Raw genomic sequence first — 26,051 nt, 5'->3', positions numbered from 1 at the left:
AAACCGTAGGCCGGGTAAGCGTCAGCGCCACCCGGCACAGTATCAGAAAGTTTCCCAGTTCGCTTCAGACGCCGCCGCGACGGGCTGCGCTTTAGGTGCATAGGTCTTTACCGGCGCGGCTTTCACCGCCTGGTTACGGGTGATCTTAAACACCGCCACCGCGTCGTTCAGGCGTGCAGCCTGATCCTCCAGCGCCGCCGCTGCCGCCGCAGACTCTTCCACCAGCGAGGCGTTCTGCTGGGTGACGCGATCCATCTCCGCCACCGCCTGACCCACCTGGTCGATACCGCGGCTCTGTTCGTCGGAGGCCGACGCAATCTCACCCATGATGTCCGTCACGCGCGTAACCGCATTGACGATCTCCGCCATCGTCGCGCCCGCTTCATTTACCAGCTGAGAACCCGCGTTGACGCGTTCGCCGGAATCATCGATCAGCGCTTTGATCTCTTTCGCCGCCTGTGCGCTGCGCTGGGCAAGGGTACGCACCTCGCCCGCGACAACCGCGAAGCCACGTCCCTGCTCGCCCGCGCGCGCCGCTTCTACCGCCGCGTTCAGCGCCAGAATATTGGTCTGGAAAGCAATGCCGTCGATCACATTAGTAATTTGCGCGATTTTGCTGGAACTGGTGGCGATTTCGTCCATGGTGCGCACAACGCCCTCGACCACGTTACCGCCCTTCTTCGCGGTGGAGGAGGCGTCCAGCGCCAGACGCGACGCCTGACGCGCGTTATCGGCGTTTTGCTTCACGGTGGCGGTTAACTGTTCCATGCTGGCTGCCGTCTCTTCCAGAGAAGCGGCCTGTTGCTCGGTACGAGAGGAGAGATCGTTGCTGCCCGCCGAGATTTCACCCGCGCCGGTGTAGATGGTATCTGCGCCTTCACGCACCACGCCCACCGTGTTGGCCAGCGCAGTCTGCATCTCCTGAACGTTGCGCGCCAGGATCGCCATTTCATTTTTACCCTCAGCCTGAATCGGCTGGGTTAAATCCCCTGCGGCAATGGCGCGGATATGGTTGATCACCTCTTCCAGCGGCAGCAGCAGCACACGGCGCATCGCAATCCAGCTGGAAATAATCACCGCGATCACCAGCAGCATCACCGCAGAAAGGATCCACAGAATGCGTTTGTAGTCGCTTTCATTGTCCTGGATACCTTTGGCGGTCAGCGCGGCCTGCGCCTCACGCCACTCGCGATAAACCTTTTGCATCGCGGTCTGCTTCTGTTCGGCATTTTGTTTGAACATATCTTCCAGATTGCCCTGCCCCAGCAGAACGTTCATTTGCGTCAGCGTGGCGGAGTAGACGCGGTACTGCTCTTCCAGGCGATCGGCCAGGTGCTCGTCCATACCCGGCGTTTCCGGCAGCGCGTAGTATTTATCGTAATGGGTCTGGGCATCGGCCAGCAGGTTTTTCGCGGTATTGACCAGCTCGTTCAGCTGCCCGCCGTTAATCTGCGACGCCATGCTGCTTTGCAGGCGCAGCATACCGCGGTTGAGAGTGACGCGCGCCTGGTTCAGGCTGATCCAGGCGTCGGTAAACTCCGCGACGTTCTGGCTGGAAAGCTGAGAAACGGTGAAGTTCTCTTTATCGTTATTGAGTGCGTTAATGAAAATGCCAGCGGAGATCAGCTGCATGATGCCGAGCACAAGCAGCACCGAAATCAAAAGAGTAATGACTTTTATACGTTTAAACATGCGTTGCCTTTTTTATATACAGGTATTGTCTGACCTGTATCTATCGGCACGTTCGGCAGGTTGTTTACTGTTTCTCCACCTTTAAAAACTTTCGAAAGCCCTTTTCTGCATTCAATCAGCAAGTTAAAAGCACGCTTTTTTTGTGATCCCCTTCTCATTTTCACCCTTGCCTCTAAAGGGTTATAGTATCCACCTAAAGATGCATTTAAAATGCATCTTATATTTCTGATGATGAGGTAACTGCTATGGCCTTCCGCGACCAACCCTTAGGCGAGCTGGCGCTCTCCATCCCTCGCGCTTCTGCGCTGTTCCGTAAATACGATATGGATTACTGCTGCGGTGGTAAGCAAACGCTGGCGCGCGCAGCGTCGCGTAAAGAGCTGGATGTGGAGGCTATCGAAGCGGAGCTGGCTCAGCTGGCTGAACAGCCCGTCGACAAAGACTGGCGCACCGCGCCGCTGGCTGAAATCATCGACCATATCATTGTGCGTTACCACGACCGTCACCGCGAGCAGCTGCCGGAGCTGATTTTACAGGCGACCAAAGTTGAACGCGTTCATGCCGATAAACCTTCCGTACCGCGCGGCCTGGCGAAATATCTGACCATGCTGCACGAAGAACTTTCCAGCCACATGATGAAAGAGGAGCAGATCCTCTTCCCGATGATCAAACAGGGCATGGGCAGCCAGGCCATGGGGCCCATCAGCGTGATGGAAAGCGAACATGATGACGCCGGCGAACTGCTGGAAGTGATCAAACACACCACCGACAACGTCACACCGCCGCCAGAAGCGTGCACCACCTGGAAAGCCATGTACAACGGCATTAACGAGATGATCGACGATCTGATGGAACACATCAGTCTTGAGAATAACGTTCTGTTCCCGCGTGCATTATCGGGTAAATAAAAAAGCCCGGTGGCGCTAGCGCTTACCGGGCCTACAACATCCGCGAACCTAGGCCGGGTAAGCGTCAGCGCCACCCGGCAACATGCTTAACGCATGCCCGCCATACGTTTCTTACCGATAAATAGCCAGCCCAGCCCCAGCGCGATAAACCACAGCGGCGTGACCATCAGCGCCTGTCGGGTATCTTCTTCCAGCGTCAGCAGCACCAGCACGAAGACAAAGAACGCCATGCACACCCAGCACATCAGCTTGCCCAGCGGCATCTTGTAGATCGACTTCTCGTGCAGGTGTGGACGCTGCTTGCGGTACACCAGGTACGAGCAGAGGATGATGGTCCAGACGAACATAAACAGGATCGCCGACACCGTGGTGATCATGGTGAACGCGCCGATTACGCTCGGGTTGACGTAGAGCATCACCACACCACCCAGCAGACAGATGCAGGAGAAGGTCAGCCCTTTCGCCGGTACCGCGCGTTTAGACAGTTTGGCAAACGCGCTCGGAGCAACGCCCTCCTGCGCCAGGCCGAACAGCATACGGCTGGTGGAGAAGACGCCGCTGTTCGCGGAAGAGGCCGCAGAGGTCAGCACCACGAAGTTAATCAGGCTCGCGGCAGCAGGCAGCCCCACCAGCACGAACAGCTCGACGAACGGGCTCTTGGTTGGCACCACCGAGCTCCATGGCGTCACGGACATAATGACGATCAGCGCGAACACGTAGAACATGATGATACGCAGCGGAATGGAGTTGATCGCGCGCGGCAGGGATTTCTCCGGATCTTTGGTTTCCGCCGCCGTGGTACCGACCAGCTCAATCCCGACAAACGCAAACACCGCTATCTGGAAGCCGGCAAAGAAGCCGCTGATCCCTTTCGGGAACCAGCCGCCGTCATTCCACAGATGGGCAAACGAGGCCTGTACGCCGGTTGGCGACTGGAAGTGCGTCAGCACCATCACCAGCCCGACGACAATCAGCGCGATGATGGCGACGATTTTGATCATCGCGAACCAGAACTCCATCTCACCGAACATTTTAACGGTGGCGAGGTTCAGGCTCAGCAGCAGAACAATCACCGCCAGCGAAGCCACCCAGTCCGACAGGCCGGGGAACCAGAATTGGGCGTAGGCCGTAATAGCGACAACATCCGCCATGCCGGTAACCACCCAGCAGAACCAGTAGGTCCAGCCGGTAAAATAGCCCGCCCACGGGCCGAGCAGGTCTGACGCGAAGTCGCTGAAGGATTTGTATTCGAGATTCGACAGCAGCAATTCACCCATTGCACGCATCACGAAAAAGAGCATAAAACCGATGATCATATAAACGAAGATGATCGACGGGCCGGCAAGACTGATGGTTTTGCCCGAGCCCATAAACAGCCCGGTGCCGATGGCTCCACCAATGGCAATAAGCTGAATGTGACGGTTCGTGAGATTTCGCCGTAGCGACTGTTCAGACGTCGCCTCTTCTGCGGCGGCGACTTTGACCTGATCTACCATGTGATATTTTCCTGTTTATGCCTGTCTGTGTTGTTAAGGCTCTTCTGGCCTTTATATACGCCAAATAAATGACGGACCCTGTGTAAGGACTAATCGATAGTAGGTAAGAATCGGCGGGATGAATACTATGATTTGAATATTATGTTAATAATATGTTGAAAGTGAGTGTCATATCACTCATACAGCGCGAAACAGCTCACAAAAATACACGTAACAGTTTCGTTTGCAATACAAAATGTTGATTTCGTCGTAACTCCGGGTTTTATCGCTATTTTCCTCTCCCCGATCGGAGAGAGGAAAATAAGAAAAACCGATTACAGGATTTCCAGCAGCTCGACTTCAAACACCAGGGTGCTGAATGGCGGAATGGACGCGCCAGCGCCACGCTCGCCGTAAGCCAGGTTGTGCGGGATAGTGAGTTCCCATTTGGAACCTACTGGCATCAGGGTCAGGGCTTCGATCCAGCCTGCGATAACGCCGTTGACCGGGAACTCAGCCGGTTCGCCACGTGCGACGGAGCTGTCGAACACGGTACCGTCGATCAGCTTACCGGTGTAGTGTACGCGAACGTGGTCGGTACGCGCCGGGATTGCGCCATCACCCTGATTGATTACGCGGAACTGCAAGCCGGACTCGGTGCTGTTCACGCCTTCACGCTCACGGTTCTCTTCCAGATATTTCACGCCTTCTGCCGCCATCTCTTCGAAACGCGCGCGACGTACGGCGTCAGCACGTTCGTGGATTTCACGCAGCGCACGGTGCACAACGTCAACCGGCACAGCGGGCTGCTTGCCTTCCAGCGCGTCAGCGATACCCGCCACCAGCGCTTCCGGTAACAGACCTTCCAGGCCGGATTCGCTCAGCTGCTGTCCTACCTGCAAGCCGATGCCGTAGCTTGCCTGCGCTTCGATAGTGTCAAAAGTCGGGGTGGTCATGGGTTTTCCTTCCATCACATTTAAAGTAGCGGGCAGCATATCAGCCATGCCCTTATGGGTAAAACTTTGTCTTAAGTAAAGGTGACAAACTGCGACGAAACGGAAACAATAGTAGCCGTCAGGATTTTCCCTAATATATGTCACGAAAGCTGGCTTTGTTACGCCCATCAGGCAGTTAGCAAACTACACTTCTCAGGACAGGATAAAAAGACGCGGAGCAGGAGGAGAGCCATGCCCGGGCGATTTGAACTGAAACCTACCCTGGCGAAAATCTGGCATGCGCCGGATAACTTTCGCATCATGGACCCGCTGCCGCCTTTGCACCGCAGAGGCATTATTATCGGCGCGTTGCTGATCGTCATCGGCTTCCTGCTTCCTTCCGGCAGTGACAACGTTGATACCGCGCCGGTCAGCCGGAATGCTGAGCTGGATATCCAGTCGCAAAGCCAGCCGCAGCCTGATTCACAGCCGATGCAGACGCAGCTGGTCACACCGTCTAACGATCCGGGCCAGGTTGCGCCGGTTGAACCTGAACCGGTTCAGGAAGATCAGGAGCAGGCCGCCGCCCCTTCAGAGCCACAGGCGCAACAGCCCACCGGCATTGAGCAGCAGTGGCGTTCGTATCGCGTAGAGCCTGGGAAAACTCTTGCCCAGCTGTTCCGCGACCACAATCTGCCAGCAACGGATGTGTATGCCATGGCGCAAGTCGAGGGGGCAGGCAAACCGCTCAGCAACCTGCAAAATGGTCAGATGGTGCAGATCCGCCAGAATGCCAGCGGGGTGGTAACCGGGTTAACGATCGATACCGGAAACGGGCAGCAGGTACTGTTTACCCGCCAGCCGGACGGCAGTTTCATCAGAGCACGTTAATGGCCCAGGCCGGGTAAGGCGATGCCGCCACCCGGCACTTTTGTTCTCAGGCACGCCGTTTATTCACCCACCAAATCCCCGAGCAGACCAGCACCAGCGCAATCGCGTATTTGATGTCCAGAATGTTTTCGCCGAGGAAGATGGCGGAGAGCACCGTCCCTGCTACAGGTATGACAAAGTTGAACGGGGCAATCATACTCACGCGGTTTACTTTCAGCAGCGCGCTCCACAGGGCGAACGCCACGGATGAGAGCAGCGTCAGATACCCCAGCACGGCGACGGCTTTCATGCTGTGCACCTCCAGCGTCCCGCCCGTGGCATAGCCTCCCGCAACCAGTGCCGCCCCGCCTATCCCCAGCTGCCAGCCAGTCATCACCGTCGGGTCAACGGTCTGGGAAATGCGTTTCCCGTAAAGCGTGGCCGCAGAGAGAATAAAGGCGGCCAGCACCACAAATCCGTCACCTTTCCAGACAAACTGGAACTCACTTAACCCGCTGTGGAAGTTCACCAGCATAACCCCGGCAAAGCCCAGAACACATCCCAGCGTTTTGTTATAGCTGAGTTTGTCGTTGTGGTAGATAAAGTGCGCCAGCAGCACGCTGAAGAAGGTCCCGGTGGCATTCATGATGGAGCCGTTCACCCCGGTCGTGTAGGCCAGGCCGATATAAAAGAAGGTGTACTGGAGGGAGGTCTGGGTCAGTCCGAGGATCGTGAGCTGGCCAAACTGCGTGGGCGTGAGCCTGCCAATCGGCTTTCGCTGGGCCAGGGCAAAAAGCAGCAGCAACGCGCCGGCAAACAGAAAACGGTATCCGGCAAAGACGACTTTGGAGGGGATATCATCGGTCGCGATCTGAAAGAGTTCGTAGCCACTTTTAATGGCCGGGTACGAGCTTCCCCAAAGCAGACAGCAGAGTGTGGCGCAGGCATAGGCCACATTGCGACGGGCAAAGACGGGCGTGGGCAGAGCAGTATCCATGACAAATCTCATAAATAAAATTGCGTTTCAATTTATTATCAGAGAATGCGTCAGGAATAGCGACCTTACAAGAGCAAAAGATGACGCAGGGTCACGCTAAAAAGCAAAACGCCGGCACAAGGCCGGCGCTTCGACGCGAGCAGAGTAAAAAATTACTCAGCTACTACGTTAACAACCAGTTTAGCGAACACTTCGCTGTGAACCTGGAAGTCAACTTCGTGCTCACCAGTGGTACGCAGAACGCCGTTCGGCATACGAACTTCGCTCTTAGCCACTTTAACGCCTGCCGCAGTTACTGCATCAGCGATATCGCGGGTACCGATGGAACCGAACAGTTTACCTTCGTCGCCAGCTTTAGACGCGATAGTAACGGTGCCCAGTGCGTTGATTGCTTCAGCGCGAGCGTTAGCAGCCGCCAGAACGTCAGCCAGTTTGGCTTCCAGTTCAGCACGACGTGCTTCGAAAAACTCTACGTTTTTCTTAGTAGCTGGAACAGCTTTACCCTGTGGAACCAGGAAGTTACGAGCGTAACCCGCTTTAACGTTTACCTGATCACCCAGGCTGCCCAGGTTTGCTACTTTATCAAGCAGAATAACTTGCATTACCTTATCCTCTTAAAGTCGTATTAATGGACCGTGCCCGATTACTGATGACGATCAGTGTACGGCAGCAGAGACAGGTAGCGAGCGCGTTTGATAGCGCGAGCCAGCTGACGCTGATATTTTGCACGAGTACCGGTGATACGGCTTGGGACAATCTTACCGCTTTCGGTGATGTAGTTTTTCAGCGTTGCGATATCTTTATAGTCGATCTCTTGAACGCCTTCCGCGGTGAAACGGCAGAACTTGCGACGACGGAAATAACGTGCCATATGGCTAGTCTCCAGAATCTATCAAATCAATCTGCTCGGCATGCAGAACCATTTTGCTCAGGCCGTTCTTTGCCTTGTGGCAAGAAATGAACCCCTGAACGATTACTGCGCTACCGACCGTTAAACTGTGAGTAATGGCCTGGTTTTCGTGTCCGCTAATAATTACGGGCATTTGGCACCACGCCTGCCGGTGAAACCCGGCTTCCTCTTGCACAGAACGATGCTCAAGCACGAACTGGCAATGCGGAATTCCTGATGGGCTGACCTTTCGAAGGGGGGTCCTGCACACGGTGCCGGACAACACCAGACGGTTGGTCATCAGAAATTACTCTTCAGAATCCCCAGCATCAGAATCATCTGCGGTTTCGTTTGCGAAATCATCGCGACGCTCACGGCGCTCGTCTTTCGCTTTAACCATCGGAGATGCTTCGGTCACTGCGTGTTTGGTACGCATAACCATGCTGCGGATAACGGCATCGTTGAAGCGGAAGGTAGTTTCCAGCTCATCGATCACTTCCTGCGGAGCTTCAACGTTCATCAGAACGTAGTGTGCTTTGTGCAGTTTGTTGATCGGGTAAGCCAGCTGACGGCGGCCCCAGTCTTCCAGACGGTGGATCGTGCCTTCTGCACCAGTGATGGCAGCAGAGTAACGCTCGATCATGCCCGGAACCTGTTCGCTCTGGTCAGGGTGGACCATAAAAACGATTTCGTAATGACGCATCGAATTGCTCCTTACGGATTATTCAGCCTCCTGTCTGGGTCAGCCGAGGCCCGGGGAGGCAAGGAACGTGTTAAAGGTCGGCTGAAAAATTGACGCGTCATAATACTTGCGCCCCCCAGGAAACTCAAGCTGATTGCACAAATAATTCGCACAAAGGGTAAAGCTGTTCTAAGTGGGTGATTTAAAATCGCACTCATCAGAAGCGCTGTTTTTTTGAACAACACCATCAGAAATGGTCACCCATCGCAACCCGGGTAGCGATTACACTTTAATCAGAGACACTGAACAGAGAAGGAGAACATTACCCCGTATCACAGCACGCAGTCGTGGAGCGCATATCATGAAAAGAATCGCAATCGCCATTTTGGCTGCACTTTTGCTCAGTGCAAACGCGATGGCAGCCATCAGAATAGACAGCCAACAGGCCAGAAACATGGATGATGTGCAGAGCTTAGGCGTTATTTACATCAATCATAACTTCGCCACTGAAAGTGAAGCAGATCAGGCGCTTAATGAAGAAACCGATGCGCAGGGCGCAAAATACTATCACGTCATGCTGACACGTGAGCCCGGCAGCAACGGTAATATGCACGCCAGTGCAGATATTTACCAGTAACGCTTCATCGCTAGCACCAGGAAAGCCAACGAAAATCAAAGCTATATATAATTTGCCCCCTGCCCGGGGGCTTTTTTTATGAATGGCTCCGGAATACCACCGGTTACAACTGTTTCGGTATTCCAGAGCACTTATTCACTTCTGCCCGTAATAAGCATTCGGGCCGTGCTTACGCATGAAATGCTTGTTCATCAGGTAATCATCAATGCCCTGAAGCTGTGGGTTAATGCCGCGCGCAATCCACGCCATTCTGGCCACCTCTTCCATCACCACCGCGTTATGCACGGCGTCATGCGCATCTTTACCCCAGGAGAACGGACCATGCTGGTACACCACAATACCCGGCGTATGCAGTGGTTCCGTCTCACCCAGCGTTTCGATAATGACCCTGCCGGTGTTAAGTTCGTACTCGCCTTCGACCTCAGCCTGCGTTAACGCTCGCGTGCAGGGAATATCGCCGAAGAAGTAATCTGCGTGCGTCGTACCCAAAGCAGGGATCGCCAGCCCGGCCTGTGCCCAGGCGGTGGCGTGCGTGGAATGGGTATGCACAACGCCCCCCAGAGACGGGTAACGCTGATACAGCGCCAGGTGGGTTGCCGTATCAGAAGAAGGGCGCCATTTGCCTTCAACGACGTGTCCTTCCAGGTCAACCACCACCATATCGTCCGCTTTCATGGCGTCATAGGCCACGCCGCTCGGCTTAATCACCACCAGCCCCTGCTCGCGATCGATGGCGCTTACGTTGCCCCAGGTAAACGTCACCAGTCCATAGCGCGGGAGATCCATATTGGCTTCAAAGACCTGCTGTTTCAGCTTAAGCATGTTCCGCCTCCATCAGCCCTGCCCGCGCCATGCGCTCGCGCACCCAGTCCCGGGCTTTCGCCACTTCTGCCGCCGGGTCGTCCGCGGTTTCGCTCCACATCTCAATCAGGTAAGGCCCGCAATAACCTGTCTGTTTGAGCGTCTGGAAGCACCGTTCGAAATCCACCACCCCGGTGCCGAACGGTACGTTTTTAAACACGCCAGGACGGGTATCTTTAACGTGCACCGCCACGATATGCCCGATGCCCGCCTGAAGCTCCATCTGTACGTCGTTATCCCATGCCGACAGGTTTCCGATATCCGGATAAAGCTGGAACCATGGGTTGTTCAGATAGTGCGCATAGCCCAGCGCCTTGCTGATGGAGTTCATCAACGGATAATCCATGATCTCCATTGCCAGCGTCACCTGCGCACGGCTTGCCATCTCAACGCTCTCTTTCAGGCCCTCCCGGAAACGACGGCGCGTTTCATCGTTGGCTTCCTGATAGTAAACATCGTAACCCGCCAGTTGGATCACGCGGATGCCGACATCCTGTGCAAAGCGAATGGCTTTACGCATGATCTCCAGCCCTTCGGCGCGTACAGCATCATCTTCGCTGCCAAGCGGAAAACGACGATGAGCGCTCAGGCACATGGATGGCACGCGCACGCCGGTTTCGGCAATGGCGCTCACCAGCGCCAGACGCTGGTCGCGGCGCCAGTCCAGGCGAGAAAGACGCTCGTCCGTCTCATCCACAGACATTTCGACAAAATCGAAACCCAGCTGCTTCGCCAGCTGCAACCGCTCCAGCCAGCACTCCCCCGCAGGGAGTGCCTTTTCATAGATGCCAAGCGGGACCTGTTTTGACAACATACCCGCTCCTTAACCCCAAAGCTGAGCGATTGAGCGTTTGAACTGACGCGCCGCTTCCACCGGAGACGCAGCATCACGAATGCTACGACCGGCAATAAAGACGTGAATCGGGATACCCTGGAACAGCGGCAGATCCTCCAGCGCCAGGCCACCGGTGACGGTCACTTTGAAGCCCATATCGGCCAGACGTTTGATCGCGCTGATATCGGCTTCGCCCCACGCCACGCCTGCGGCCTGCGCATCACGGCTGCGGTGATAAACCACCTGCTGGATACCCGCTTCGCGCCACTCCTGCGCCTGCTCCCAGGTCCAGAAACCGGTCAGTTCAATCTGCACGTCGCCGTTGAACTCTTTCGCCACGTCCAGCGCGCCTTTCGCGGTGTTGATATCCGCACAGCAGATCACGGTGACCCAGTCGGCGTTGGCTTCAAAGCACATGCGAGAGAGGATTTTGCCCGCGTCGGCGATTTTGGCATCCGCCAGCACGATTTTATGCGGATAGAGCGCCTTCAGGTCACGAACCGCACGAACGCCTTCGCCCACGCACAGAATGGTGCCGACTTCGATGATGTCCACTTCTTCCGCAATCAGACGGGTGGTTTCGTAAGCGTGAGACAGAGTCTGGTTATCCAGCGCGACCTGCAACATTGGTAATGACATTTTCAATTCCTCTTAAACGGCCGCCGCAGTGGCGTTATCAATTAAATCCAGCACGTCCTGCGCGGTACGGCAGGCGCGTAAACGGTCAAAGTTGGCTTCGTCCTCAAACAGATTGACGATCTGCATGATCCCCACCTCCTGGTGGGTGTTGGCATCGACAGCCGCCATGGTGATCAGAATGTCGACCGGGTCGTTATCTTCGTGGTTGAACACCAGTGGTTTTTTCAATGTCACCAGCGCAAAACCGGTTTTCTTGACGCCTTCTTCCGGACGGCCATGCGGCATAGCCAGCCCCGGGGCAATCACAAAATAGGGTCCAAACTGCGCCACGCCATCCAGAATGGCCTGGTAATAACGCGGCTCGACAACGTCCGCCTTAACCAGCAGGTCCACGCTCAGCTTCACCGCTTCCTGCCAGGTGCTGGCTTCGGCCTGTAAAAGGATGGAGTTATTCTCTGCCAGCGAATCACGTAGTTTCATGTGGCATCCTTACTTCACGTCTTGTGGGAAGTGCTCTTTGATCACTTCCAGCAGTTTTGGTCCAAAATCCGCAGGCGAAAGCATGTTGCGTACGCCTACCACATATTTGTTGCCCGACACGCTAATCTCGCCGGCAATGTGCGTTGAGGCGATGATGATGTCCGCGCCGTTCAGTTCACTTTTGTATTCACCCACTGCGCAGCTGTTCACCGTGTGGTCAATGTTTGACTGGGTTAAAAACTGGTCCACTTTCATCTTCATGATCATGGAGCTACCTTGCCCATTGCCACACACAGCCAGGATACGTACGGTCATAATCGAAACTCCTTAATGAGCAGACACTTCTGCTGTTTGTTTTTCTGCATCTTCTTCAGCCCGCAGCGAACGGCCAGCGAAGAACATATAAGCCAGGGCAATCAGGATGATGACGGCCATAAAGACCAGCCCGACGGACGCAAAGCCCTGCATCATCGGCGGCGCCAGAATTGACCAGTCCGCCATGCCCATCCAGGCGCTCATGCCAGTGAGCTTGACCGCCCACACGCACCCGAAGATTTCAACCATGCCCATCACCAGGCAGATCTTGAGCGCTGCGCGCCATCCGCCGAAGTGGTTAGCAAATACGCCAATAGTGGCGTTGGAGAAGAACATCGGGATAAAGCCAGGAATAATCAGGATTGAGGAGCCACAGCCCACCAGGATGCCGACCGCAATCAGCTGGCCGATGGTGCCCCACATAAAGCCCCAGACGACGGCGTTTGGCGCAAAGCTATAGATAGCCGCACAGTCAATCGCCAGCACCGCGCCAGGGATCAGGCGCTGGGAGATGCCGTTAAACGCTTCCGACAGTTCGGCGACGAACATACGCACGCCCTGGGTGATGATGAAAATGGCCACCGCGAAGGAGAAACCGGTTTGCAGGATATAGACCGTCCAGTGGGTTTTACCCGCCATCGCCTGCACCACGTCAATGCCAAAGGAGAGCAGGATGGCACCGAAGAAGATGGTCATCACAATTGCCGTGGAGACGATGTTGTCGTGGAAGATATTCAGCCAGCCAGGCAATTTGAGGTCTTCAACACTCTCCTCTTTTTTGCCCAGGTACGGCGCAACTTTGTAAGCAATCCAGGAGGCGAACTGCTGCTGGTGACCGATGGAGAAGCCGCAGCCGTCCGTAACGTCCTGCGTTGGCTTATACATCATGTTGGAGGTGATGCCCCAGTAAAGCGAGACCAGTATTGCCGTGCAGATGACGGTGGTCCACATTGGGTAGCCGAAGATATAGAGAGAAACCGCAATCAGCCCCGCCTGCTGGAACATGATGTGCCCGGTGAGCATGATGGTGCGAATACCGGTGATGCGGCGCAGGAGCACGTAAATGATGTTCAGCGCCAGCGCGAGCAGTACCGCATACCCAACCCAGCTGTACGCATCCCCCATACGATCGATGGTGGCCATCATGGACGCGTAAGTGTCAGAGATGGCGCCGTTAATGCCGTACACCTCTGACATTTTGGCAACAACCGGCTTAAACGTGCTGGTCAGAATGCCAGACCCCGCCTGCAACAGCATAAAACCAATGATGGTTTTGATGGTGCCTTTGATAATCACGCTGACGCTTTTGCGCAGCAGGATGTACCCCAGGCACGTCACGATACCCAGCAACAGCGGGGCGTTGGTCATTACCTGATTAAAGAAAACGGTAAAGACGTTGTAGAGGATCTCCATAACTCTCTCCAGAAAATGAGAACACGAGGGGCAATCCCTGTGTGGTTGGTGTCATCACTCTATTAATCACAAATAATCATCACAAGATTGCATTTGATTATTTGTGACGGATCACGCAATTTATTTCCATGGTGTTAGTAATGATTTTCACTACCGATACAGCCCAATAAATAAATTCTTAAATTTCAATATATTAACCATTTGTAGCGGTTATCTTAACAACGTCATGATGTTTTTTCTGTGATGTGGCGAGGGGAATTTTCCGCAAAACAGCCATTGCAAATCGATTCAAACAGTGCCAGCATTAATCACAACAAGTCACAGTATGATTACTTTTGATTAAAACCAGGAGTCAAACGATGAGTAAAGTGAAAACCATCACCCGTGAATCATGGATTCTGAGTACCTTTCCGGAGTGGGGTAGCTGGCTGAACGAAGAGATCGAGCAGGAACAGGTTGCTCCTGGCACATTTGCGATGTGGTGGCTGGGCTGCACCGGGATCTGGCTGAAATCAGAAGGCGGCGCCAACATTTGTGTCGATTTCTGGTGCGGCACCGGCAAACAGAGCCACGGCAATCCACTGATGAAAAAAGGCCACCAGATGCAGCGTATGGCCGGCGTTGAAAAGCTCCAGCCGAACCTGCGCACCACGCCTTTTGTGCTTGATCCTTTTGCCATTCGCCAGATCGATGCCGTTCTCTCTACCCACGATCACAACGATCATATCGACGTGAACGTGGCGGCAGCGGTAATGCAAAACTGCGCGGACGACGTACCGTTTATCGGGCCGCAGACCTGCGTGGATTTGTGGATTGGCTGGGGCGTGCCAAAAGAGCGCTGCATCGTGATGAAGCCGGGCGACGTGGTGAAAATCAAAGACATTGAGATTCACGCGCTTGATGCCTTTGACCGCACCGCGCTGATCACCCTGCCTGCCGATCAGAAAGCCGCAGGCGTACTGCCAGACGGGATGGACGAGCGCGCAGTGAACTATCTGTTCAAAACGCCTGGCGGTTCCCTGTATCACAGCGGTGACTCCCACTACTCCAACTACTACGCGAAGCACGGTAACGAGCACCAGATTGACGTGGCGCTTGGCTCTTACGGTGAAAACCCACGCGGGATCACCGACAAAATGACCAGCGCGGACATGCTGCGTATGGCCGAAGCGCTGAACACCAAAGTGGTGATCCCGTTCCACCATGATATCTGGTCAAACTTCCAGGCCGATCCGCAAGAGATCCGCGTCCTGTGGGAGATGAAAAAAGACCGCCTCAAGTATGGCTTCAAGCCGTTCATCTGGCAGGTTGGCGGCAAGTTCACCTGGCCGCTGGATAAAGACAATCTTGAGTACCACTACCCGCGTGGTTTCGATGATTGCTTTACAATTGAACCAGACCTGCCGTTCAAGTCCTTCCTCTGATACCGAGGCCCAATCGCCAGACCCTGCGTCTGGCGATGTCATTTTTATTTTAGTAATTTCACGCTATTTCAAATATCATCTTTTCAAATCAATTCTTATCGGAATAGCTCATGACGGAAGCGCAACGGCATCAAATTTTACTGGAACTCCTGGCGCAAACAGGGTTTATCACCGTCGAGAAAGTGATCGAACGTTTAGGGATCTCCCCCGCTACCGCGCGGCGGGACATCAACAAGCTGGATGAGAGCGGCAAGCTGAAAAAAGTCCGCAACGGCGCAGAGGCCATCAGCCAGCAGCGTCCACGCTGGACGCCGATGAACATCCACCAGGCGCAGAATCACGATGAAAAGGTGCGGATTGCCAGAGCGGCGTCACAGCTGGTGAATCCTGGGGAGAGCGTGGTAATCAACTGCGGTTCGACGGCGTTTCTGCTGGGCCGTGAGATGTGCGGCAAGCCGGTGCAAATCATTACCAACTATCTGCCGCTGGCCAACTATCTCATCGACCAGGAACATGAAAGCGTGGTGATCATGGGCGGCCAGTATAACAAGAGCCAGTCCATCACCCTGAGCCCGCAGGACAGTGAAAACAGCCTCTACGCCGGGCACTGGATGTTTACCAGCGGCAAAGGCCTGACGGCGGATGGCCTGTATAAAACCGATATGCTCACCGCAATGACAGAGCAGAACATGCTTAACGTGGTGGGCAAGCTGGTGGTGCTGGTCGACAGCAGCAAGGTCGGTGAACGCGCTGGCATGCTTTTCAGCCGCGCCGAGCAAATCAGCATGGTGATCACCGGCAAAAACGCCAACCCCGAGATCCTCAGCAAGCTCGAGGATCAGGGTGTCACAGTGCTGCGCGTTTAAAGGTGCTGACGGAAGAATTCCACGGTTGACTCCAGCGCGGCCGGGGTAATACGGTGCCGGACACCTGCTCCCCACAGGCAGGTCAGATTGCTGTCCAGCCCTTCGCGCTGTAGCGCCTGTTGCAGGCGGAACGTTTCACCGGGCGGTACGACGTCATCGGCATCCCCATGCCACAGCAGCAGCGGACGATCGGCCAGCTGTGAAAGCGCATGGCTGACGTCCCATTCAGACAACAGGGTCTCAATCTCCTGAGGGGCCTGCGGCGGGAACAGCGTCTTTGCCAGTGATGTAAAGTAGCCCGATCCCATCAGGCAAGCGACGGACGTCACCTCCGGATGCCTGGCCATGATCCCCAGCGCCGTCATTCCGCCCATTGATGCGCCTGCGACCGCCAGCCGTTTCCCCTCCACCAGCCCGGCCTGCAAGAGCGCGTCACGCAGCCCGGCGAACTCGGTCAGATTGCCGTGCAGCGTTTGCCAGAACAGCCCCAGCCGCGCCTGCTCATTGCCCGTAAAGCGTGCCCCATGATTCGGCGCATCAGGCATGACCACCCGGAAACCGGCCTGCGCCAACGCGACGGCAAAATAGCTGTAGACCAGCTTCGAGGAGAGAAAGCCATGATAGAAAACTACCGTCGGCAGCGGCAGTTCACCTTTACCAGCCGGAAAAGCATGGATGATTTCATGCTCACTCAGCTGGCGAGTTTCAATTTCAATCATTGTCGATCCTGTGCTGATGAATGATTCATAATGTTGAGAGCTGGATTACGGTTTCACGATATTTTCATTCGAAATCTACGTCCCAGATAACACTTCGGGAACATTCCCCCAAAACTAAATTCGCAGACAACTACACTATGGCTATCAGGAAAAGAGACAGGTTTATGCGCAGGCTTACCGCTTTATTGCTGGTCTCGCTGCTCAGCGGATGTTCCGTATTGCAGGGTACGCCAGAACCGGCGCCGCCGGTTACCGATCATCCTCAGGAAATTCGTCGTAATCAGACGGAAGGATTACAACGCCTGGGTACCGTATCCGCGATGGTTCGTGGTTCCCCGGATGATGCAGAAGACGCAATTGAAGCACAGGCCGTTGCCGCAAAAGCAGATTATTACGTCATCACGATGATTGATGAAACCATTATTACGGGACAGTGGTACGCCCAGGGAATTTTATACCGTAAGTAAGCATCATCATTTGAACGACTTTTACACTGCTTTGCGTCCGTAGACATTTTCCTGTCCACAATAAACTCCATGCCAGCAACAATGGAAATGAGTTTATTCGCGAAGGATTGCCCGGCGGATACCGGAGACACGTGAAAAGGAGCTGACGATGAAACGAACCCTTGCTTTAACGACGCTATTGCTTTCAGCGGGCCTGCTGAGCACCACGGCGCAGTCGGCCGAATTTGCCAGCGCGGATTGCGTCACGGGCCTGAACGAGATTGGTCAGATCTCCGTCAATAATATCACGGGAAGTCCGCAAGACGTTGAACGTGTCGTCGCCCTGAAGGCCGATGAACAGGGCGCATCCTGGTATCGCATCGTCCAGATGCAGGAAGATAACCATGTTAATCACTGGCGCGTGCAGGCCATTCTTTATGCATAATCCCTTCCGATAAAAGCCACTTAATTTTAGTGGCTTTTCACTTTTGCAAATTTTTTACCTCTCCCGAAACTTAATAAAAACAAATATGTAACATTCAGTTACATTAAACAGATAAACGTTCTCTTCGCTCTGCCGTTGAACAGCCATCACTTTTCAATAATGAGCAATTTATGATCACCTTTTTCCGCCGGGCAGGTCTGGGCACGAAGCTATCGCTGCTAACAGGTGCAAGTGTCGCCACGCTTTTTTTGCTGTTCACTTTTCTGTTGAGCCACAACGCCAGCCAGCAGCTTGAAGATCTTGCGGTTGAAGACCTGCATAACCAGTCCACCGGCATGGTGGATATGGTAGAGATGTTCAACACCAGCCTGAGCGAAGAGGTTGAAAGCTATACCCGTCTGTTCACCACCTTTTTGCCACAGCCGCTGAACAGCGACAGCAGCCAGAGCCGGACCATAAACGGGCTTACCGTTCCTCTGCTGAAAGGCGGCGAAACGGAGTTGCATGAAAACAATACGCTTTCTGATGACTTCCTGAGCCGAACGGGCGCCATCTCGACGCTGTTTGTCCGCAGCGGTAACGATTTTATCCGCGTGGCCACGTCGCTGCGCAAAGAGAATGGCGACCGCGCCATCGGAACCGTTCTTGATACCACCAGCCCGGCATTTGCGGCTGTCACTAAAGGGGAGGTCTATCGTGGCCTCGCGCTTCTGTTCGGCAAGCGCTATATCACGCAGTACCAGCCTGTTAAAAATGCGGAAGGCCAGGTTATCGGGATTATCTTTGTCGGCGTGGACATCACCCATTCGTGGAACGTCATGCGCGAGAAAATCCTTAACCGTCGTCTGGGCGAGAGCGGCCACTTCTTTGTACTGGATCGCAGCAGCGGCAAAACGCGCGGACAGTATCTGTTCCATGCCAGCGAAGAGGGCAAACTGCCCAACTGGGATACGGCGACACAGCAGCAGCTTCTGAGTGATAAAGCCGGCACGCTGGAGCGCGTGAGCGCAGATGGCCGTACGCTCAAAGTTGCCTACACGCCGCTGCCGGGCTGGAACTGGACCATCGTGGGTGAAGTGGATAAAGCCGTACTGCTTTCAAGCGTCACCACGCTGCGCGATCGCTTCCTGATGGCGGGCGTGGTGCTATCCGTGCTCTTCGCGGGCCTGTTCGTTATCCTCATTCGCCGGATGCTAACCCGCCCACTGCGCGCAGTGATCGCGCTTGCCCGGCAGTATGCCGCAGGCGATCTGCGCGCCAGCCTGCCGGTAACCCGCCAGGATGAGGTCGGCCAGCTGATTGATGCCATCAACGGGATCGGGGGCGGCCTGCAAAAAATTGTGTTGCAGGTCCGCGAGGCCGCAAGCGAAATCCATCTGGGGACTAACGCGCTGGCTTCAGACACCGGCGAGATCTCTGAACAGATCAACAAACAGGCCAGCAGCGTTGAGGAGACCTCCGCCAGCATGGAGCAATTAGCCGCCACCGTGCAGCAAAATGCCGCCAACATGGAGCAAACTCAGCAGCTGGTGGGGGAAACCTCACGCGCGGTGCATCAGGGTGGAGAGACGGTGACCCACGCAGTCTCCACCATGGATGATATTCGTGATGCATCGAAACGCATTGAAGACATTACCCGCGTGATTGAGTCCATCGCTTTCCAGACCAATATCCTGGCGCTCAATGCGGCGGTTGAAGCGGCGCGGGCGGGCGAGCACGGGAAAGGTTTCGCAGTGGTGGCGCAAGAGGTGCGCGCCCTGGCCGCACGCAGCGCCAACGCGGTAAAAGAGATTGAACAGCTGATTGGCGACACGCTGAACAAGGTGAGCGAAGGCCATGCGCTGTCTGAGCAGACGCGTCTGGCGATGGATGCCATCATTGTTCATATCGATAACATCAGCCAGCTTGTCACCGAAATCAACCACGCCTCCCGCGAGCAGTCTGCGGGGATTGGTCAGGTGAATCTGGCGATGACGCACATCGGTGAGGCATCGCACATCAATGCCGATCGCATCTCGCGCAGCGAGCAGACGGCACAGACGCTGCGCGAGAAGGGTTCACATCTCACCCGGCTGGTGAGCCTGTTCCAGCTGAAGGCTTAACCGACTCGGCCCGTGGCGCGCAGCAGCAGGTCGTTTTGCACCTGTTCGCTCATCAGCGTGCCGCCTCGGGTATCCAGCATCATGCGGCACCACGCCTGCGCCACGGGCGGCGATGCGTGCCGCAGCATCTGGCTTCCGGCCCCGAGTAAAAAGAGCTGCCGCGCGATCTCCCTGCCCTGCGCTTCCTGCGGTTTACGCAGCTTCTGCTGTAGCTGCCGCCAGCTGCGATCGAAGTGCCTGTCCTGACCTTTGACCTGCACGAAATCATCGGCGAGCAGGTCGAGAATGCCCGACTGCTTCGCCAGCACGCGCAGTACATCCAGGCACATAATATTGCCAGAGCCTTCCCAGATGCTGTTGACGGGCATTTCACGGTACAACCGCGGAAGTTCACTCTCTTCGCAATAGCCTGCACCGCCCAGCACCTCCATTGCCTCTGCCACAAACGGTATGCCCGCTTTGCAGACGCTGTATTTTGCCGCCGGAGTGAAAAGCCGCGCCCATGCGGCCTCCTGCGGGTCGGTGCGGTTGTCCCACGCCCGGGCGAGTCGGAACAGCAGTGCCGTGTGTCCCTCCAGCACCAGCGCCATACGGCTTAGCACGTCGCGCATTAACGGCTGGTCGATCAGATTTTTGCCGAAGGTCTGCCGCTGATGGGCATGATAAAGCGCCACCGAGAGCGCACGGCGCATCAATCCGTGGCTGCCAAGCGCACAGTCAAAGCGCGTCAGCCCGCCCATCTTCAGAATTTGCCGGACACCTTCACCCTCTTCGCCCAGCAGCCAGCCGTAAGCATCAAGGAACTCAGCCTCACTGCTGGCATTTGAACGGTTACCGAGCTTGTCCTTCAGACGCTCAAGGCGCACGGCATTACGTTGCCCGTCGGGTAAAAAACGCGGAACAAAAAAGCAGGAAAGCCCGCCCTTCGCTTGTGCCAGCACCAGATGCGCATCGCTCTGCGGCACGGAGAAAAACCATTTGTGCCCCACCAGCCGGTAACTGCCATCACTGCATTTCTCTGCTTTGGTGGTATTACTGAGTACGTCCGAACCGCCCTGCTTTTCCGTCATCCCCATGCCGATCAGCAGGCCGCGCTTTTGCGCCCCCGGCGCGAGATGGGGATCGTAGCGATCGCTCATCAGCGGCGTTAACCAGTTGTCAAACGGTTTGGGCAGCGACTGTAGCAACAGCGGCGTGGCGGCGAAGGTCATGGTCACCGGGCATAGCGTTCCCGCCTCCACCTGAGCATGCAGCACAAAACGCGCGGCCCGGGCGACGAACGATCCTTTCCGCGCCTCCTCCTCCCACGCCAGGTTGTGCACCCGGTTGGCGCAAAGCCCCTGCATCAGAAGATGCCATGCCGGATGAAAGCGGACGTCATCCAGCCTCGCTCCCGTGGCGTCATAACGCAGCAGCTCCGGCGGATTAACGTTCGCCAGCCTGCCCAGCTCCAGCGACTCCGCCGTACCCAACTGCTGTCCGATGCTGGCAAGAAGATCCACATCCCACTCAGCCCCTTCGCGCGCTACCGCATCGCGCAGGGCGCAATCAGAGAGAAAAAGGTTGCTATTCGATAGCGGTGCAGGTTGATTAAAAACGGTATGTGTCTGCCAGTGCATGCTGTCTCCCTCCTTTCATTGGCAATAAAGGTAAGTATGGACAGAGGGCATGTACGCTGCATGGGAGGGGGGTCACACGATGACGATCGTGTTGATATCATTCGTGAAATAGCTCACAGAACATAAGAATAAACTATTTCATTACTTCACTAATGCTGAATAATTTATTCCTACCCCGTTTATGTGAGGATCGTTATGCAACAGGATGCGCACAAGCGTGCATTAATTGCAGGCTCCATCGGTAATTTCATCGAGTGGTATGAATTTGCGGTCTACGGTTTTCTGGCAACGGTGATTGCCAGAAACTTCTTCCAGCTTGAGGGGGAGGCGGAGCTCACCAGCCTGATCCTCACCTGGGCCTCGTTCGCCATCGCTTTCTTCTTCCGTCCGCTGGGTGCGGTGGTCTTTGGCCGCATTGGCGACAGGATTGGCCGCAAACCGACGCTGATTATTGTGCTGGTATTGATGACGCTCGCCACCGCTGCCATCGGTATTGTGCCGGTCTACGCCAGTATCGGGATTGCCGCGCCGCTGATCGTTACGCTCCTGCGTATTCTGCAAGGACTGTTCGCGGGCGGTGAGTATGGCGGTGCGGTCTCATTGATGACGGAGTTCGCCCCGCGCGGCAAGCGCGGTCTTTACGGGGCATGGCAGTCCTTTACCGTGGCGCTCGGGCTGTTAGCGGGCGCAGCCATTGTCGCGTTGCTCTCTGCCCTGCTCTCCCCTGAAGCCTTGCACGACTGGGGCTGGCGCATTCCGTTCTTCCTGGCGCTGCCGATGGGTGCGGTCGCGCTATGGCTGCGGGTGAGCATGGAAGAGACGCCGAGCTTTGTGCAGCAACGGGAAAAACCGGTTGTTACTCAGGCCAGCACCGCCGCCACGTTCAAAACCATCCTGATGGGCATTGGCCGCGTGATGGTCTGGTCTGCGGCGGGTTATACCTATCTGGTGATTATGCCGACCTATCTGCAATCTGCGCTGCACACCGGTTTTAACCAGGCGTTACTGATTGCGGTGATTTCTAACATTGGGTTTGCGCTCACGATCATTCCGTCGGGCATGCTGAGCGACAGGATCGGGCGGCGCACGGTGATGATTATCGCCACCGTGCTCCTGCTGATCCTCGCCCTGCCGCTGCTGAAAATTTTGCAGGCGGAGTCCAGCACGCTGGCGGTTAAAGCGATTGTGGTGCTGATTGCGGGAGGTCTGGTGGGGATGCTGGCAGGACCGGGGCCGGCTATGCTGTCTGAGATGTTCCCGACGCGCGTGCGTTATACCGGGCTGGGGCTGGCCTATTCTCTGTCGAATGCGATCTTCTCGGGCTGTGCGGGGCTGATCATTACCGGGCTGATTAAAGAGACGGGCAATCTGGATATTCCGGCGTACTACGTGATGGCAACGGCGGTGGTGAGTATTTTCGCGCTGATGACGCTGAGAAAGGATGACCATTTACGGTCGTTAGAGGAGTGAGATTGTTGCCCGGTGGCGCTACGCTTACCGGGCCTACGGTACCATGCTTTTGTAGGCCGGGTAAGGCGAAGCCGCCACCCGGCACAACAGGCTACCCGCGCTGACGCACCGCTTCAAACAGGCAGATACCCGTCGCAACAGAAACGTTCAGGGACGATACGCTGCCCGCCATTGGGATGCTGATCAGCTCATCGCAGTGCTCGCGCGTCAGACGACGCATACCTTCGCCTTCCGCTCCCATCACCAGCGCCATACGGCCGGTCATTTTGCTCTGGTACAGGGTGTGATCCGCTTCACCGGCTGTTCCTACGATCCAGATATTTTCTTCCTGCAACAGACGCATGGTGCGCGCCAGGTTAGTCACGCGGATTAACGGGACGTTTTCCGCCGCGCCGCAGGCGACTTTTTTAGCGGTAGCGTTAAGCTGCGCGGAGCGATCTTTTGGCACAATCACCGCATGCACGCCTGCTGCATCGGCGCTACGCAGGCACGCGCCCAGGTTATGTGGGTCGGTTACGCCATCGAGGATCAGGAAGAACGGGTTCTCCAGCCCGGCGATCAGATCCGGCAGATCGTTCTCCTGATACTGACGGCCTGGCTTCACGCGCGCGATAATGCCCTGGTGTACAGCACCTTCGCTTTTTTCATCCAGATACTGGCGGTTCGCCAGCTGGATCACTACGCCCTGCGCTTCCAGCGCGTGGATCAGCGGCATCAGACGTTTGTCTTCACGCCCTTTCAGAATAAAAACTTCCTGAAAACGCTCCGGCGCGCGCTCCAGCAGGGCCTGCACCGCGTGGATGCCGTAAATCATTTCACTCATTGATGGTTCTCGTAATAAATATTTTCCCTCTCCCGTTGGGGAGAGGGTCAGGGTGAGGGGAAATTACTCCGCCTGCTGTTTCTTCGCCGCGCGCTTCGCTTTGGTCGCGGCCGCTATTTTTTGGGTCTTGGTCGACGGTTTTTTCGCTTTACGAGCGTCTTTTTTCGCCGCCTTGGGCTTCTGTTTCTTCTCGCCACGGAAAGCACTGTCTGGCTCAAAGTTTACTCTTTTACCTGCCTGACGTCGCTTACCGCCCGCTTTACCGTTACCGCCTTTTTTCGCTTTCTCACGCTCGGTTTTGCCGACGTTACGCGGAGCACGCTCGCTGGAGATGAGGCTGAAGTCGATTTTACGGTCGTCCATATTCACGGCTTCAACCTTCACTTCCACCCGATCGCCCAGACGGTAGGTCTGGCCGCCGGATTCGCCGATCAGACGTTGTCCGACCTGGTCGAAGCGGTAGTAATCGTTATCGAGGCTGGAAACGTGCACCAGACCGTCGATAAACAGCTCATCCAGACGCACGAAGAAGCCAAAGCCGGTGACGCTGGCAATCACGCCTTTAAAGACGTTACCCACCTGATCCAGCATAAAGTCACACTTCAGCCAGTCCGCCACGTCGCGCGTCGCTTCATCCGCACGACGCTCGGTCATGGAACAATGCTGGCCCAGTTGCAGCATCTCTTCCATGGAGTAGTGATACCCTCCGGTTTCGGTCGTGTTGCCTTTATGACCCTGCTCGTGCGCCAGCAGATACTTGATCGCACGGTGCAGGGACAGATCCGGATAACGGCGGATCGGCGAGGTAAAGTGCGCGTAAGACTGTAACGCCAGACCAAAGTGGCCCCGGTTTTCAGGATCGTAAATCGCCTGCTTCATGGAGCGCAGCAGCATGGTTTGCAGCATTTCCGCGTCAGGACGATCGCTGATGGATTCCAGCAGCTCGGCGTAATCGCGTGGCTCAGGCTTATTCCCGCCAGGCAGCTCCAGACCGAGTTCAGCCAGCACGGAGCGGAACGAGGTTACGGCCTCCGTGGTTGGCTTGTCGTGAATACGGAACAGCGCAGGCTCTTTGGCTTTCTCAACGAAACGTGCCGCCGAGATGTTCGCCAGGATCATACACTCTTCAATCAGCTTGTGCGCATCGTTACGCTGAGTCTGTTCGATACGCTCGATACGACGCTCAGCGTTAAAGATAAACTTCGCCTCTTCACTCTCAAACGAGATCCCACCGCGCTCTTCGCGCGCCTGATCCAGCGTTTTGTAGAGGTTGTGCAGCTCTTCGATGTGTTTGACCAGCGGCGCGTACTGTTCGCGAAGATCCTGATCGCCCTGCAACATATGCCAGACCTTGGTATAGGTCAGGCGCGCATGAGAACTCATCACCGCTTCGTAGAACTTATAGCCCGTCAGACGTCCCTTGCTGGAGATGGTCATTTCGCAGACCATACACAGGCGGTCCACCTGCGGGTTGAGGGAACACAGGCCGTTGGAGAGCACTTCTGGCAGCATCGGTACAACCTGCGACGGGAAGTAGACCGACGTACCGCGGCTGCGCGCTTCGTTATCCAGCGGCGTGTGCGGACGCACGTAATAGCTCACATCCGCGATAGCCACCCACAGACGCCAGCCGCCACCGCGTTTTTTCTCGCAATATACGGCATCATCGAAGTCACGGGCGTCTTCACCATCAATGGTGACCAGCGGCAGATCGCGCAGATCCACGCGGCCTGCTTTGGACTCTTCCGGCACTTCTTCACGCAGGTTTTCAATCTGATCTTCAACCGCTTTCGGCCAGACATACGGAATTTCATGGGTACGCAGCGCCATATCGACGGCCATGCCGGTGCCCATGTTATCGCCCAGCACTTCGACGATTTTACCCACCGCTTTGGTGCGACGGGTTGGGCGCTGGGTGAGTTCCACCACCACCACAAAGCCCATGCGTGCGCCCATCACCTCTTCAGGCGGGATGAGAATGTCGAAGCTCAGACGGCTGTCGTCCGGCACCACAAAGCCTACGCCCGCATCGGTAAAGTAACGGCCTACAATCTGGCTGGTTTTCGGCACCAGCACGCGGACCACGCGCGCTTCGCGGCGGCCTTTACGGTCTGCACCCAGCGGCTGCGCCAGGATCTGGTCGCCGTGAATACACATCTTCATCTGTTCGGATGAGAGGTACAGGTCGTCTTTACGGCCTTCCACGCGCAGGAAGCCGAAGCCATCGCGATGACCAATAACGGTGCCTTTCAGCAGGTCGAGGCGTTCTGGCAGCGCGTAGCACTGGCGACGAGTAAAGACAAGTTGCCCGTCACGTTCCATGGCGCGCAGGCGGCGGCGAAGGGCTTCAATTTGCTCTTCACCTTCAATGTTCAGTTCAACGGCAAGTTCTTCACGATTGGCGGGTTTTTCGCGTTTTGTTAAGTGTTCAATGATGAACTCGCGGCTGGGGATAGGATTCGCGTATTTTTCGGCTTCGCGTTCCTGGAAAGGATCTTGTGACATGTCG

At 55.7% G+C, this 26,051-nt stretch carries 27 protein-coding genes; 9 read left to right on the top strand and 18 right to left on the bottom strand.

Annotated elements, in window-relative coordinates; genetic code table 11:
• Nucleotides 1-42: 42 nt before the first annotated feature.
• Nucleotides 43-1,692 carry a methyl-accepting chemotaxis protein gene (locus FZF21_RS02285; RefSeq protein WP_003856047.1) on the bottom strand — a complete coding sequence of 550 codons (1,650 nt, stop codon included), beginning with the start codon at nt 1,690-1,692 and terminating at the stop codon, nt 43-45.
• A gap of 245 nt (nt 1,693-1,937) precedes the next feature.
• On the opposite strand from FZF21_RS02285, the gene ytfE reads away from it, so the two are divergent.
• The gene (gene ytfE, locus FZF21_RS02280) at nt 1,938-2,600 is read left to right on the top strand and encodes an iron-sulfur cluster repair protein YtfE (protein ID WP_017383941.1); all 663 of its coding nucleotides are present in this window, start codon (nt 1,938-1,940) and stop codon (nt 2,598-2,600) included.
• 86 nt (nt 2,601-2,686) lie between these two features.
• On the opposite strand, the gene cycA is transcribed toward ytfE, so the two are convergent.
• Together cycA and fklB are read right to left on the bottom strand one after the other, a co-directional pair.
• On the bottom strand, nt 2,687-4,096 hold the full coding sequence (cycA, locus tag FZF21_RS02275) for a D-serine/D-alanine/glycine transporter (protein WP_015572483.1): 1,410 nt from the start codon (nt 4,094-4,096) through the stop codon (nt 2,687-2,689).
• A 314-nt stretch (nt 4,097-4,410) separates the two neighbouring features.
• Entirely contained in the window at nt 4,411-5,031 is a 621-nt protein-coding gene (fklB, locus tag FZF21_RS02270; protein WP_008502892.1) for an FKBP-type peptidyl-prolyl cis-trans isomerase, read from the bottom strand.
• Nucleotides 5,032-5,262: 231 nt separating this feature from the next.
• Between fklB and FZF21_RS02265 the strand changes: the two genes are divergently transcribed.
• Nucleotides 5,263-5,901, top strand: coding sequence for an OapA family protein (locus tag FZF21_RS02265; protein ID WP_015572481.1), 639 nt, complete (start codon nt 5,263-5,265; stop codon nt 5,899-5,901).
• Between the two features lie 46 nt (nt 5,902-5,947).
• On the opposite strand, the gene FZF21_RS02260 is transcribed toward FZF21_RS02265, so the two are convergent.
• The 5 genes from FZF21_RS02260 to rpsF form a co-directional block, all read right to left on the bottom strand.
• Nucleotides 5,948-6,877, bottom strand: coding sequence for a DMT family transporter (locus FZF21_RS02260; protein WP_017383942.1), 930 nt, complete (start codon nt 6,875-6,877; stop codon nt 5,948-5,950).
• Nucleotides 6,878-7,029: 152 nt separating this feature from the next.
• Nucleotides 7,030-7,479: a 50S ribosomal protein L9 gene (gene rplI / locus FZF21_RS02255; RefSeq protein ID WP_006810372.1), complete on the bottom strand. Its 450-nt coding sequence runs from the start codon at nt 7,477-7,479 to the stop codon at nt 7,030-7,032.
• A 41-nt stretch (nt 7,480-7,520) separates the two neighbouring features.
• Nucleotides 7,521-7,748 (bottom strand): 30S ribosomal protein S18, encoded by a 228-nt coding sequence (gene rpsR / locus FZF21_RS02250; protein WP_000135199.1) that lies wholly within the window; start codon nt 7,746-7,748, stop codon nt 7,521-7,523.
• A gap of 4 nt (nt 7,749-7,752) precedes the next feature.
• Nucleotides 7,753-8,067, bottom strand: coding sequence for a primosomal replication protein N (priB, locus tag FZF21_RS02245; protein ID WP_003856035.1), 315 nt, complete (start codon nt 8,065-8,067; stop codon nt 7,753-7,755).
• 6 nt (nt 8,068-8,073) lie between these two features.
• Complete coding sequence (rpsF, locus tag FZF21_RS02240) at nt 8,074-8,469, bottom strand: 30S ribosomal protein S6 (protein WP_003856034.1); 396 nt, start codon at nt 8,467-8,469, stop codon at nt 8,074-8,076.
• A 340-nt stretch (nt 8,470-8,809) separates the two neighbouring features.
• Here rpsF and yjfY point away from each other — a divergent pair, with 340 nt between their 5' ends.
• Complete coding sequence (gene yjfY, locus FZF21_RS02235) at nt 8,810-9,085, top strand: DUF1471 family protein YjfY (protein WP_017383944.1); 276 nt, start codon at nt 8,810-8,812, stop codon at nt 9,083-9,085.
• A 135-nt stretch (nt 9,086-9,220) separates the two neighbouring features.
• On the opposite strand, the gene FZF21_RS02230 is transcribed toward yjfY, so the two are convergent.
• From FZF21_RS02230 to ulaA, 6 genes are read right to left on the bottom strand one after another with little or no spacing between them, the layout of a single operon-like run.
• Nucleotides 9,221-9,907 (bottom strand): L-ribulose-5-phosphate 4-epimerase, encoded by a 687-nt coding sequence (locus FZF21_RS02230; RefSeq protein ID WP_017383945.1) that lies wholly within the window; start codon nt 9,905-9,907, stop codon nt 9,221-9,223.
• Nucleotides 9,900-10,760 (bottom strand): L-ribulose-5-phosphate 3-epimerase, encoded by an 861-nt coding sequence (locus FZF21_RS02225; RefSeq protein ID WP_015572478.1) that lies wholly within the window; start codon nt 10,758-10,760, stop codon nt 9,900-9,902. Before FZF21_RS02225 ends, FZF21_RS02230 begins: the two co-directional genes overlap by 8 nt.
• A 9-nt stretch (nt 10,761-10,769) precedes the next feature.
• Nucleotides 10,770-11,420, bottom strand: a complete 651-nt coding sequence (gene ulaD, locus FZF21_RS02220) for a 3-keto-L-gulonate-6-phosphate decarboxylase UlaD (protein ID WP_017694667.1) — start codon at nt 11,418-11,420, stop codon at nt 10,770-10,772.
• A gap of 12 nt (nt 11,421-11,432) precedes the next feature.
• A complete protein-coding gene (gene ulaC / locus FZF21_RS02215; RefSeq protein ID WP_006810377.1) occupies nt 11,433-11,900 on the bottom strand; it encodes a PTS ascorbate transporter subunit IIA in 468 nt (155 codons plus the stop codon).
• A gap of 9 nt (nt 11,901-11,909) precedes the next feature.
• Nucleotides 11,910-12,215, bottom strand: coding sequence for a PTS ascorbate transporter subunit IIB (ulaB, locus tag FZF21_RS02210; protein ID WP_003856022.1), 306 nt, complete (start codon nt 12,213-12,215; stop codon nt 11,910-11,912).
• Between the two features lie 12 nt (nt 12,216-12,227).
• Nucleotides 12,228-13,628 carry a PTS ascorbate transporter subunit IIC gene (gene ulaA / locus FZF21_RS02205; RefSeq protein ID WP_015572475.1) on the bottom strand — a complete coding sequence of 467 codons (1,401 nt, stop codon included), beginning with the start codon at nt 13,626-13,628 and terminating at the stop codon, nt 12,228-12,230.
• A 359-nt stretch (nt 13,629-13,987) separates the two neighbouring features.
• Here ulaA and ulaG point away from each other — a divergent pair, with 359 nt between their 5' ends.
• On the top strand, nt 13,988-15,052 hold the full coding sequence (ulaG, locus tag FZF21_RS02200) for an L-ascorbate 6-phosphate lactonase (RefSeq protein ID WP_006810379.1): 1,065 nt from the start codon (nt 13,988-13,990) through the stop codon (nt 15,050-15,052).
• 110 nt (nt 15,053-15,162) lie between these two features.
• Complete coding sequence (gene ulaR / locus FZF21_RS02195) at nt 15,163-15,918, top strand: HTH-type transcriptional regulator UlaR (protein ID WP_149121106.1); 756 nt, start codon at nt 15,163-15,165, stop codon at nt 15,916-15,918.
• Here ulaR and yjfP read toward each other — a convergent pair.
• The gene (gene yjfP / locus FZF21_RS02190; protein ID WP_047737053.1) at nt 15,915-16,637 is read right to left on the bottom strand and encodes an esterase; all 723 of its coding nucleotides are present in this window, start codon (nt 16,635-16,637) and stop codon (nt 15,915-15,917) included. The genes ulaR and yjfP overlap by 4 nt on opposite strands.
• Before the next feature lie 137 nt (nt 16,638-16,774).
• On the opposite strand from yjfP, the gene bsmA reads away from it, so the two are divergent.
• The 3 genes from bsmA (at nt 16,775) to FZF21_RS02175 (ending at nt 19,630) form a co-directional block, all read left to right on the top strand.
• Nucleotides 16,775-17,104 carry a biofilm peroxide resistance protein BsmA gene (bsmA, locus tag FZF21_RS02185; protein ID WP_003856011.1) on the top strand — a complete coding sequence of 110 codons (330 nt, stop codon included), beginning with the start codon at nt 16,775-16,777 and terminating at the stop codon, nt 17,102-17,104.
• A gap of 148 nt (nt 17,105-17,252) precedes the next feature.
• Nucleotides 17,253-17,528: a DUF1471 family protease activator YjfN gene (gene yjfN, locus FZF21_RS02180; RefSeq protein ID WP_017694671.1), complete on the top strand. Its 276-nt coding sequence runs from the start codon at nt 17,253-17,255 to the stop codon at nt 17,526-17,528.
• A 170-nt stretch (nt 17,529-17,698) separates the two neighbouring features.
• Nucleotides 17,699-19,630, top strand: coding sequence for a methyl-accepting chemotaxis protein (locus tag FZF21_RS02175; RefSeq protein ID WP_047737054.1), 1,932 nt, complete (start codon nt 17,699-17,701; stop codon nt 19,628-19,630).
• On the opposite strand, the gene FZF21_RS02170 is transcribed toward FZF21_RS02175, so the two are convergent.
• Nucleotides 19,627-21,249 (bottom strand): isovaleryl-CoA dehydrogenase, encoded by a 1,623-nt coding sequence (locus FZF21_RS02170; protein ID WP_045907030.1) that lies wholly within the window; start codon nt 21,247-21,249, stop codon nt 19,627-19,629. The genes FZF21_RS02175 and FZF21_RS02170 overlap by 4 nt on opposite strands.
• A 195-nt stretch (nt 21,250-21,444) precedes the next feature.
• Between FZF21_RS02170 and FZF21_RS02165 the strand changes: the two genes are divergently transcribed.
• Nucleotides 21,445-22,719, top strand: a complete 1,275-nt coding sequence (locus FZF21_RS02165) for an MFS transporter (RefSeq protein ID WP_063946195.1) — start codon at nt 21,445-21,447, stop codon at nt 22,717-22,719.
• 91 nt (nt 22,720-22,810) lie between these two features.
• Here the strand turns inward: FZF21_RS02165 and rlmB are convergent, their stop codons facing one another.
• Both rlmB and rnr read right to left on the bottom strand, forming a co-directional pair.
• Entirely contained in the window at nt 22,811-23,542 is a 732-nt protein-coding gene (gene rlmB, locus FZF21_RS02160; RefSeq protein ID WP_015572470.1) for a 23S rRNA (guanosine(2251)-2'-O)-methyltransferase RlmB, read from the bottom strand.
• Nucleotides 23,543-23,605: 63 nt separating this feature from the next.
• Nucleotides 23,606-26,047: a ribonuclease R gene (gene rnr / locus FZF21_RS02155; RefSeq protein ID WP_032104769.1), complete on the bottom strand. Its 2,442-nt coding sequence runs from the start codon at nt 26,045-26,047 to the stop codon at nt 23,606-23,608.
• Between the last annotated feature and the right edge of the window lie 4 nt (nt 26,048-26,051).

This window comes from Enterobacter sp. LU1 (assembly GCF_008271405.2).
GTDB lineage: Bacteria > Pseudomonadota > Gammaproteobacteria > Enterobacterales > Enterobacteriaceae > Enterobacter > Enterobacter hormaechei_C.
This window is presented reverse-complemented; position numbering and strand designations above follow the sequence as displayed.